At 48.9% G+C, this 11,035-nt stretch carries 9 protein-coding genes; all 9 read left to right on the plus strand.

Annotation, left to right across the window (positions count from 1 at the left end; genetic code table 11):
* Positions 1-128 precede the first annotated feature (128 nt).
* Positions 129-1,055 (plus strand): aspartate carbamoyltransferase catalytic subunit, encoded by a 927-nt coding sequence (locus tag BUB66_RS10415; protein WP_073258280.1) that lies wholly within the window; start codon positions 129-131, stop codon positions 1,053-1,055.
* Positions 1,052-2,335 (plus strand): dihydroorotase, encoded by a 1,284-nt coding sequence (locus BUB66_RS10420; RefSeq protein ID WP_073258258.1) that lies wholly within the window; start codon positions 1,052-1,054, stop codon positions 2,333-2,335. Before BUB66_RS10415 ends, BUB66_RS10420 begins: the two co-directional genes overlap by 4 nt.
* An 87-nt stretch (positions 2,336-2,422) precedes the next feature.
* Positions 2,423-3,502 carry a glutamine-hydrolyzing carbamoyl-phosphate synthase small subunit gene (gene carA / locus BUB66_RS10425; protein ID WP_073258260.1) on the plus strand — a complete coding sequence of 360 codons (1,080 nt, stop codon included), beginning with the start codon at positions 2,423-2,425 and terminating at the stop codon, positions 3,500-3,502.
* Positions 3,495-6,698, plus strand: a complete 3,204-nt coding sequence (gene carB, locus BUB66_RS10430) for a carbamoyl-phosphate synthase large subunit (protein ID WP_073258262.1) — start codon at positions 3,495-3,497, stop codon at positions 6,696-6,698. The genes carA and carB overlap by 8 nt, the downstream gene beginning before the upstream one ends.
* 16 nt (positions 6,699-6,714) lie before the next feature.
* Positions 6,715-7,491, plus strand: coding sequence for a dihydroorotate dehydrogenase electron transfer subunit (locus BUB66_RS10435; protein ID WP_244269837.1), 777 nt, complete (start codon positions 6,715-6,717; stop codon positions 7,489-7,491).
* Entirely contained in the window at positions 7,485-8,411 is a 927-nt protein-coding gene (locus BUB66_RS10440) for a dihydroorotate dehydrogenase (protein ID WP_073258265.1), read from the plus strand. The genes BUB66_RS10435 and BUB66_RS10440 overlap by 7 nt, the downstream gene beginning before the upstream one ends.
* A gap of 15 nt (positions 8,412-8,426) precedes the next feature.
* Entirely contained in the window at positions 8,427-9,131 is a 705-nt protein-coding gene (gene pyrF, locus BUB66_RS10445) for an orotidine-5'-phosphate decarboxylase (protein WP_073258267.1), read from the plus strand.
* Between the two features lie 14 nt (positions 9,132-9,145).
* On the plus strand, positions 9,146-9,718 hold the full coding sequence (gene pyrE / locus BUB66_RS10450; RefSeq protein ID WP_073258269.1) for an orotate phosphoribosyltransferase: 573 nt from the start codon (positions 9,146-9,148) through the stop codon (positions 9,716-9,718).
* Between the two features lie 171 nt (positions 9,719-9,889).
* Positions 9,890-10,180: an RNA polymerase sigma factor gene (locus BUB66_RS10455; protein WP_073258271.1), complete on the plus strand. Its 291-nt coding sequence runs from the start codon at positions 9,890-9,892 to the stop codon at positions 10,178-10,180.
* Positions 10,181-11,035 lie beyond the last annotated feature (855 nt).

The raw sequence follows: 11,035 nt of genomic DNA on the forward strand, positions 1-11,035 counted from the left end.
GAAAGCTGGGAAGAAAAAAGACGAAAGTACAGCCTTTCTCCGCCTGACGGAGGAAGGCTTTTTTCGTAAGCTGGCTTTCGTACCCTGCCGTCTCACCGGCAGGGTTTTTAAAATTGAAGGAGGGAAGGATTTTGCTGAAAAAAAGACACCTTCTCGGCATAAGGGAACTTGAGGCAGAGGAAATTTCGCTAATCCTCCACCAGGCCATCTCATTAAAAGAAATCATGGAAAGGGACATCAAGAAGGTCCCCACCCTTAGAGGAAAAGCCGTTGTGAACCTGTTTTACGAGCCCAGCACCAGGACGAGGAACTCTTTCGAACTTGCTGCCAAGTACCTGAGCGCAGATACCATCAATTTTTCAACGTCGGCAAGCAGTGTCCAGAAGGGGGAAACGCTGAAGGATACGGCAAAGACGTTAGAGATGATGGCGATAGATGCCATCGTGATCCGCCACCCGTCCTCGGGAGCCGCGGAATTTTTGGCACGCCACGTAAATGTTCCGGTTATAAATGCGGGAGATGGCACCCACGAACATCCGACGCAGGCGCTTCTTGACATGCTCACGGTTCTGGAGAAAAAAAGGACGCTTTCGGGACTGAAGGTGGCTATTGTCGGAGACATACTGCACAGCAGGGTAGCCCGTTCCAACATCTTCGGCTTTACCAAAATGGGGTCGAAAGTGTACGTGGCCGGCCCCGGTACGCTGATTCCCGCAGAAGTGGAAAGGCTAGGTGCCGTTCTTGCAAAAAATGTTGAGGATGCAATAAAAGATGCAGATGTGGTGATGCCTCTTCGGATTCAGTTGGAGCGCCAAAAGAAGGCCATGTTCCCGACCCCCGGCGAGTACTTCAAGTTTTACGGCATCGACGAAGAAAAATTGAAACTGGCAAAAGAGGATGCACTCCTTTTACACCCTGGACCGGTGAATAGGGGAATAGAGCTGAGTTCCGCAGCTATGGACGGCCCACAATCGCTAATAAACGAGCAGGTGAAAAACGGGGTGGCTGTCCGCATGGCGGTGCTCTACATGCTTATAGGAGGTGAAAGGAATTGAAGGTCCTGCTTAAAGGCGCAAGGGTTTTGGATCCTTCCCGAGGACTCGATGGGATTATGGACGTTTTGATAGAAGGTGAAAGGATTGCCATGATCGGTGAGAACCTGAAGGACGAGGATGCGAAGGTCATAGACCTTTCGGGACTTCTGCTAGTTCCGGGGTTTGTGGACATGCACGTCCACCTTCGCGATCCGGGCCTGGAATACAAGGAGGACATAGAAAGTGGCGCAAAGAGTGCGGCAGCCGGAGGATTTACCGCGGTAGCCTGCATGCCCAATACCGTGCCGCCGGTGGACAATGCTGCACTAGTGAGCTACATCCTGTCTAAGGGGCAAAAAGCAGGGTTTTCCCGTGTGCTTCCTATTGGATGCATTTCAAAGGGAAGGGAAGGCAAGGAACTTGCAGAAATTGGAGAAATGGCGAGTGCAGGGGCTGTGGCGTTTTCCGATGACGGAAATTGCATCTCCGATGCGTCGCTGATGAGGAGGGCCCTGATGTATGCCGGGGATTTCGGCAAGGTCGTAATAGACCACTGTGAGGATCCGGCTCTCTCCGCGGGCGGGGTAATGAACGAAGGATACGTATCCACCCTACTTGGCCTTCCTGGCATACCGAGGAGCGCAGAGGAAGTGATGGTCGCTCGGGACGTCATACTTGCAAATGAGACCGGTGCCCGGGTGCACATAGCACACGTCAGCACGAAGGGTTCGGTGGAAATTATAAGAAAGGCTAAGGCACAGGGAATTCCCGTCACGTGCGAAGTTGCTCCACATCACCTGGTTTTGACCGAAGATGCGGTAATGGGATACAACACCAACGCAAAAGTAAACCCGCCCCTTCGCACTGAAGAAGATGTAGAGGCCTTAATAGAGGGACTGAAGGATGGCACCATAGATGCGATAGCCAGCGACCACGCGCCTCATTCGATGGACGAGAAGGATGTGGAATTCGACAAGGCTGCCTTCGGAATCTCGGGGCTGGAGACCTCTCTGGGCTTAATTCTCACCTTTCTTGTCGGGCAGGGGAAGCTTTCCCTTGAAGAAGCGGTGAAAAAGATGAGCGTAAATCCCGCGAGGATCCTGGGGATAGAAGGAGGATCCCTTAAAGAGAAAGCTCCTGCCGATATTACGGTGATAGACCTGAATAAAAGGTGGACGGTGGAAAGTGATAAATTCTTTTCGAAGGGAAAAAACACCCCCTTTGAAGGCTGGGAGCTTAAAGGAAAAGCGGTCATGACGATTGTAAGAGGAAAAATAGTATATGCGGAAAAACAATATTGAAAGACGGATTGCATAAATATACAATATAATGTAAAATTATAAATAACATTTCTTAAAGCAAAGTTTAAAAAATAAAGGAGGTCTTCGATGAATAGTATTCTCGTCCTTGAAGACGGGAGCGTCTTTGAAGGAAAAGCCCTCGGGCTTAAAGGAACCACTTGGGGCGAGCTGGTGTTCACAACCGGGATGACGGGGTACCAGGAAACGATAACTGACCCATCGTACGCGGGGCAGATAGTGGTGATGACCTATCCGTTAATAGGAAATTACGGCTTTTTCGAAGAGTTTACCGAATCGGAAAGGCCCGCCCTTCGGGGCTTGGTTGTTCGCGAGGCCTGGGAAGATCCTCAAGGCAGCTCCGGAGAAAATCTCGACGGCTATTTAAAAAGGCACGGCATAATAGGTATAGATGAGATCGACACGAGGGCACTTGCGAAAAGGATAAGGGACGGCGGAGTCATGAAGGCGGTGATTTCTACCGAACTGGAGGCGGAAGAAGCCCTGAAACTTCTGCACGAGGTGCCGGCTTTAGAGGATCAGGAACTGGTGAAAGCGGTGACCACAAAGGAGATAAGAACTTACGGCAGAGAGGACGGCATGCCGGTGGCCGTCCTGGATTTGGGCGCAAAAAAAAGCATAATAAAGTCGCTGGTAGAAAAAGGCTTTCGGGTTACGGTTTTTCCGGCGGATACTCCGGCCAAAGTTTTGGTCGATTTTGATCCGGTAGGCATCGTCATTTCCAACGGGCCAGGCGATCCAAAGAAAGCCGACTACGCCGTGCGGGCGACAAGGGAACTTTTAGGCAAACTGCCCCTTTTCGGAATCTGCCTCGGCCATCAGATAATAGCACTAGCATTAGGGGCAAATACCTACAAACTTAAATTCGGACACCGGGGATGTAACCATCCGGTTAAGGACCTGAGAAAGGACAAAGTATACATTACTTCACAGAATCACGGCTTTGCAGTAGATCCTAAGACTCTTCCGGAAGGGGCTGAAGTTACTTTCGTAAATGTGAACGATGGGACTGTTGAGGGACTTTGGATGCCGGAATACGGTGCTTTTTCGGTGCAGTTCCATCCGGAAGCCTCTCCGGGACCACTTGATACGGGGCATCTCTTTGACGAATTCATCGCACTGGCAAAAGGGGGAATTAAGAATGCCTAAAGACCCTTCGATAAAAAAAGTAATGGTTATAGGCTCAGGACCAATAGTAATAGGCCAAGCCGCGGAATTCGATTATGCGGGGACTCAAGCGTGCATATCATTGAAAGAAGAAGGGTTAGAGGTAGTGCTCATAAACAGCAATCCAGCAACGATAATGACTGACTCCGAGATCGCTGACAGGGTTTATATAGAACCGCTGACGCTGGAATTTGCCGAAAAGGTTATAAGGCGTGAAAAGCCCGACGGACTTTTACCGACCCTGGGTGGTCAGGTGGGGCTTAACCTGGCTGTGGAGCTTGCAGAAAGCGGTGTACTTGAAAAGGAAGGAGTTAAACTCCTAGGGACGCCCCTTTCGACGATTAAAAAGGCAGAGGATAGAGAAATGTTTAAAAACTTAATGATAGAAATAGGCGAGCCAGTGCCGGAAAGCAAAATTGTGTACAGTGTAGAAGAAGCCCTTTCTTTTGCCAAAGAGACTGGCTTTCCCCTTATTGTCAGGCCCTCGTATACATTAGGCGGAACAGGAGGAGGAATAGCTTATGACGAAGAGGATCTGGTGAGAATAGTGGATATAGGACTGAAGCAAAGCCGTATTCACCAGGTGTTACTAGAAAAGAGCCTCCTCGGCATGAAAGAAATAGAATTTGAAGTAATGCGGGACAGCAAGGATCAGTGCATAACCGTATGCAGTATGGAAAACGTAGATCCCGTCGGTATTCACACAGGCGACAGCATTGTGGTGGCACCGTGTCAGACACTAAACGATAAGGAATACCAAATGTTGAGATCTGCTGCAATAAAGATAATCAGAGCACTAGGTGTTGAAGGAGGGTGCAATATCCAATTTGCTTTAGATCCAAAGACGGGGAACTACTACGTTATAGAGGTCAATCCTAGAGTTAGCAGGTCTAGTGCCCTGGCGTCGAAGGCCACTGGTTACCCTATTGCCAGGATTGCCGCCAAGATATCTGTTGGTCTTGCACTTGATGAAATAAAAAACCCAGTAACGGGAAAGACCACCGCGTGTTTCGAACCGACGGTGGATTACGTCGTCGTAAAGATGCCCCGGTGGCCTTTCGACAAGTTTGCGGAAGCCGACAGGACGTTGGGAACTCAGATGAAGGCGACAGGAGAAGTGATGGCAATAGACAGGACTTTAGAAGGGGCCTTCATGAAAGCGGTGAGGTCCCTAGAGCAGGGGGCGGTAGATCTTACGCTTAAGGAAATCGAAAGGCTGTCTACGGAAGAGTTAAAAAGTAAAATAGCAAAGGCAACCGACGAGAGGCTTTTTGCCATAGCTGAAGCTCTGCGAAGAGGTATCGGCATCAACGAGATATCTACCCTTTCAGGCATAGATCCCTTCTTCGTAAGGAAGATAGAAAATATAGTTAAATTGGAAGCGCAATTGAAAGCGGAAGCGGAAAACCTAAGCGAAGGGCTCCTCAAAAAGGCAAAGAGGATGGGATTCCCTGACGTTGTAATAGCCAAACACACAGGTCTTTCCGAAAAGGAGGTAAGAGAGCTCAGGGATAAATTTTCCATCCGGCCAACTTACAAAATTGTGGATACATGTGCAGCAGAATTCGAAGCCGAAACTCCTTACTTTTACTCCACCTTCGAGGTTGAAAACGAAGCAAAGCCCGAAGGCAAGGAGAGCGTCGTGATTCTGGGAGCGGGCCCCATAAGGATAGGCCAGGGCATAGAGTTCGACTACTGCTGCGTGCATGCGGTCTGGGCGACTAAAAAAATGGGGTATAGGGCTATAATAGTTAACAACAATCCCGAAACCGTCAGTACAGATTACAGCACCGCTGATCGGCTGTACTTCGAGCCTCTCTACATCGAAGACGTGATGGCGGTGATAGAAAACGAAAATCCAATCGGCGTGATGGTTCAATTCGGCGGGCAGACGGCGGTGAACCTTTCATGGGAGCTGGCGAAAAGAGGGGTAAGGATTCTCGGAACTCAGATAGAATCCATTGACATAGCCGAGGATCGGGAAAAGTTCGATGCTTTTTTAAGCGAGCTTTCTATTCCCCGGCCAAAAGGATGTGCGGTAAGGAGCTATGAAGAGGCACTGAGAAAAGCAGAGGAAATAGGTTTTCCGTTGCTCGTCCGGCCGTCCTACGTTCTGGGAGGCCGGGCGATGGAGATAGTCTACGATATGGACGAATTGAAGGCTTATATAGAAGAGGCGGTAGACGCGTCTCCGGAAAGACCTGTGCTAATAGACAGGTACATCTGCGGAACTGAAGTTGAAGTGGATGCAATTTGCGATGGGAAAGAGGTGCTTATTCCCGGAATTATGGAGCATATCGAGCGAGCGGGGATTCATTCGGGAGATAGCATAGCAGTTTGGCCTCCAAGGACATTGAGCAAAAAAGCCAAAGATAAAATTGTGGACTACACTGTTAAGATAGCTCTAAAACTAGGGGTAAAAGGGCTTTTGAATATACAGTTTGTAGTTCGGGGAGACGAAGTGTACGTTCTAGAAGTAAACCCGCGCTCCAGCCGAACTGTACCGTATCTCAGCAAGATAACGGGTGTCCCTATGGTAGATTTGGCAGTCCAAATAGCCCTGGGCGAAACTTTAGAGAGCCTGGGATACAGCAGTGGTATTTTGCCCGAGCCGGACTTTGTGGCAGTAAAGGCACCGGTCTTTTCCTTCGGCAAGCTCACGCAGGCAGAAATTTCCCTGGGACCGGAGATGAAGTCCACCGGCGAGGTGCTGGGCATAGAAAAAACCTTCGAAAAGGCGCTTTACAAGGCCTTTTTCGCATCGGGTGTAAGAGTGCCCAAAAGTGGCGGAATTTTGGTTACTGTGGCCGACAGGGACAAACCCGAAGCGGTAAGGCTGATAAGGGGATTCAAAAATCTAGGATTTGAAATATACGCTACGAAGGGCACCGCAAAAGCATTAAAGGAAGCTGGCATCGATGCAAAAGTGGTTAACAAGTGGGAAGAGGGTTCTCCAAATGTAATGGACCTCTTCAGGAATGGAAAGATTAATTTGGTAATTAATACGTTGAGCCGAGGAGGTGGGTCCAGGAGGGACGGTTTCAAGATAAGGAGGGCTGCAGCGGACGAAGGGATTCCCTGCCTTACATCTCTGGATACCGCCTGGGCGCTTTACCGAGCGATTGAGGCTTTAAGCATAGACATTATTCTGCTAGAGAGCATTTCGAAGGTGGGGTGATATTCTGGAAAGCCTGTTGCATCAAGCAGAAATCATCCTTAACGAAGAAGTGGCCCGCGGCATATACCTACTTCGGCTCCGCGCCAATAAAGTGGCAGAAAGCGCAAATCCCGGCCAGTTCCTCCACGTGAAGTGCACAAAAGGGCCCCATCCCCTGCTCAGGAGGCCCTTCAGCATCGCTGATGCCCATAGGGAAGAGGGCACTGCGGACATAATATACCGCGTGGTGGGTGAAGGTACTTCGATTTTATCCCAAAAAAGGCCGGGAGAGGTGCTGGATATCATGGGACCGCTGGGCAGGGGCTTCCCCTTGCCCCTGCCGGGGAGGCTGCCGTTAATAGTAGGCGGGGGAGTTGGAGTCGCTCCACTCCTTTTTTTAGCAAAGGAACTTAATAAATCAGGTTTGGTAGGTAGAGCCTTTTTAGGCTTTTCCACCGCACGGGAAGCTTTCGGTAAAGAAATTTTTGAAACCTGTGGCTTTTCGGTAGAACTAACCACGGACGATGGGACACATGGCAAAAGAGGCTTTCCTACTGACCTTCTGGAAGATTTTTTGAAAGGCGAGAAAAAAGTGCAGGCCGTCGTGTACGCCTGCGGCCCCAGGATGCTCCTTTTAAAAGTGAAAGAGATCGCTGTGTCTTTTGGCATCCTCGCCTATCTTTCGCTGGAGGAGAAGATGGGTTGCGGGATTGGGGCCTGCCTCGGGTGCGCTGTGAAATCTGCCAAAGGAGGATATAAAAAGGTCTGCCGGGATGGTCCGGTTTTCGAAGCGGGGGAAGTGGAAATATGGTAGACCTGAGCGTAAAGATAGCCGGAATTTGCCTCAAAAATCCCGTGATGGTAGCATCGGGCACTTTCGGGTTTGCCAGGGAGTATTCGAGGATGTTCGACGTGAATGAGCTCGGTGCAGTAGTTACGAAGGGCATTACCCTCCTTCCCAAAGAAGGCAACCCCCCTCCTAGGCTTTTTGAGACCACGGCAGGTCTTTTGAATTCGGTAGGCCTCGAAAATCCCGGAGTTGAAGGTTTCGTAAGGGATGAGTGGCCGTATCTCAAAACTCTGCAGGTGCCGGTTATAGTCAATATTGCCGGAGAGACGGTGGAGGAATACAGGAGGATAACCCAGTGCCTTTCGCACCTCGAAGGCATTTCGGCCCTCGAGGTCAACATATCCTGTCCCAACGTGGGAAAAGGAGGCATTGCCTTCGGCCGGCATCCTGATAGCGCTTACGAAGTGGTGAGGGCCGTGAAAGAACAGTCTCACTTCCCCGTGATCGCAAAACTCTCTCCAAACGTCTCAGATATCCGCGAGATAGCACTGGCGGTAGAGGAAGCGGGGGCGGATGCAGTATCGCTGATAAATACAATTCTAGGGATGGCGTTGGACGTAGAAAAAAAGCGGCCAGTTTTCAAGAGGGTCTTCGCCGGCCTTTCGGGTCCTGCGGTAAAACCCATAGCTTTGAGGATGGTGTACGAAGTTTACGAGGCAGTAAAGATACCCATTATAGGAATGGGAGGAATATATAATTGGCGTGATGCGGTGGAATTCATCCTGGCGGGAGCAAGTGCGGTTGCTGTGGGAAGTGCTATATTTTCCGACCCTGTGGCTCCGCTGAAGATAATCCGCGGTCTTGAAGATTATGCGGCGAAAAACCTTCAAAAGAGACTTTCGGATTTGGTGGGCCTCGCCCACAGGAATGATGCGGAATTTTGAAAGGGGTGCGATCCGTTGGAAGAATATTTTAAAAGGGTGATAATCGCCCTTGACACTCCCGACGAAAAGAGGGCTCTTGAACTCGTGAGACTTTTGAAAAACCGCGTGGGGATATTCAAGGTGGGCCTTGAACTTTTTACAGGTGCAGGGCCTTCAATCATCGGGAAAATAAACGAAGAGGGGTGCCGGGTTTTCTTGGACCTCAAGTTTCACGATATACCGAATACCGTTTACGGAGCCGTAAAACAAGCGGCAAGGCTTGGCGCTTTCATGCTCGATGTCCATGCCTCCGGCGGCAGGAAGATGATGGAGTGGGCGAAAAAAGCGGTTGAGGAGGTCTTTGAAAGAGATTGCGAAAAGCGGCCTAAAATTCTGGCCGTAACGGTGCTCACAAGCATTGATGGTGAGGACCTGAAAGAGATGAATGTAGAAAAGTCCCCCTGCGAGCAGGTCCTTTCATTGGCCAAAATGGCAAAGCAAATAGGGCTCGACGGTGTCGTGGCATCCCCCCTGGAAATCCGCAAAATAAAGGAGGTTCTAGGGAGGGATTTCATGGTGGTAACCCCCGGAGTTCGTCCCTCCTTTGCCGCGGCTTCGGATCAAAAGCGGGTGATGACTCCACTTGAAGCCATAAAAATGGGCACAGATTACATCGTTATAGGGCGTCCGGTGACGGCGGCGGAAGACCCGCCGGCCGCCCTCGAAAAAATCTTCGATTGAAAGGGGGATAACCCTTGACACGCGAAGAAATACAGGAGATTTTTGAAAAGGCCGAAGTGCTGCTTACCGGGCACTTTATCCTGACTTCCGGCAGGCACAGCGAAAAATACCTCCAGTGTGCAAGGCTCCTCCAGTATCCCAAGCTTGCAGAAAAAGCCTTGAAGGAGCTGGCACAAAACTTCATGGAAAGCGAGGTAGACACGGTAATAGGGCCCGCCATCGGCGGCATAATAGTTGCCTACGAAGTGGCGAGGGCTCTGGGTGCAAGGGCCCTTTTTGCCGAAAGGGAAAACGGGGTGATGACCCTTCGCAGGGGTTTTTCCATAGAGCCGGGAGAACGCGTCCTTGTGGTTGAGGACGTGGTGACCACCGGCGGTTCGGTGAAGGAAGTGATTGATGTGGTCAGGTCCTGCGGCGGCCAAGTTGTGGGCGTTGGAGCTCTGGTGGACAGGAGTGCAAGCAAGGTGGATTTCGGGGTGCCGTTTTATTCCCTTTTGAGCATGGAAGTTGAGTCCTATCTCCCTGAAGAGTGTCCCCTCTGCAAAAAGGGCCTGCCGGCCCAAAAGCCTGGGAGCAAGAAGTTATGAAGAGGACATGAAAGGAATATATTTATAAAAAGAACGTAAAAAAACAAAGGAGCGGGAATACCCGCTCTTTCTTTTTTAAAAAATTTTCGATTTCAGGGAACTTTTTGGCGGCATAAAACGACTATATTTATAGAGGGAAAAATTCCATGGACAAGTCGGCAAAAAGAATTATTGATTCTGAATTCGCCGGTTAATGATGATAATGAAGAGGATATAATCGACCGTATGGAAGATGAAAACATTGATGTAGCCGGTACAGTCAGCAGCAATCTTTTTGTTGAAGAGTTTTTATCGTCTCTCGCCGAAAAACGGAGGGCCGTGATAGAATACCAGGTGCTGCAAGGGTATACTGAAACCGAAACTGCGATAAAATTAAGAATATCGCAGCAGGCTGTCAATAGATTAAAATCAAGAGCTCTGCAAAAAAATGAAACGGGTTTTAGGGAGCAGGGATTATTATAACTGTTTATCAGAAGAATAGGTTAGTTAGTAAACCTGCTGTATAAAAACCAGGATGGAGGCCGGGAAGCGGGAGCAAATTGATATTAATATCCGATGGTAAAATATAGAAGGCGAATGAGATATGATAAAAACAATATTCCGGCATGAATCGAAAAAGCCATTTTTAAAAGGGGTTGTGATTTTTGATTTTGGAAGTCCTTTTGTATAGCAGAGGGCAAATTATATTTGAAGGGGGGTGATGCCATTGGGCTAGTATTTATTGTTTACGATTTATAAAAATCTAAAATCTATCATCTTATTGAAACTGAAAAAATAATTACTTCTGATAAAAGAACTTGATAATCAGAAAAATGAGTTTTTGAAAATTTATTACTATACCATTTAGTAGGGTGCGTAAAATGGTCAGATCTGTTGCATACAATGTGAGTTATTGATCGATCAAATATATAATTAATTAGCAGGTCTACTTGTAATATAATTACAAGTAGACCCCCATGCCGCAACAAATGCGGCACCAGCAGAAGATGAAAATGCCCGCCCTTATGATATAATCAGTACGCGGCTGGTGAAGGCAGGTCGCTACTACCTTGGTGCCTCGAGCCCGACAAGTAGACAGACCACAACGACCAGGTGCACCATAGATTGTTGCTCCCTTTTAGGGAAGCACGCAGGATAGAATAACCCCTTATGGTTGTTGCACCAGCCCTTCAAAACTAAAGCCGCTAAGGAGTTGTTTTTTATGGATGTGGTTTATTCTCACGTTTGTGGCCTGGACGTTCATAAAAAGAGCGTCGTGGCTTGTGTGATAACTCCCGAAGGTAAAGAAATCCGCACTTTTTCAACAATGACCGATGA

Source organism: Caldanaerovirga acetigignens (genome assembly GCF_900142995.1).
GTDB lineage: Bacteria > Bacillota > Thermosediminibacteria > Thermosediminibacterales > Thermosediminibacteraceae > Fervidicola > Fervidicola acetigignens.

What these genes read in the sequence shown, in the direction of transcription:
- carA (WP_073258260.1), top strand. Translation starts at nt 2,423, where the DNA reads ATGAATAGTATTCTCGTCCTTGAAGACGGGAGCGTCTTTGAAGGAAAA.
- BUB66_RS10440 (WP_073258265.1), top strand. Translation starts at nt 7,485, where the DNA reads ATGGTAGACCTGAGCGTAAAGATAGCCGGAATTTGCCTCAAAAATCCC.
- carB (WP_073258262.1), top strand. Translation starts at nt 3,495, where the DNA reads ATGCCTAAAGACCCTTCGATAAAAAAAGTAATGGTTATAGGCTCAGGA.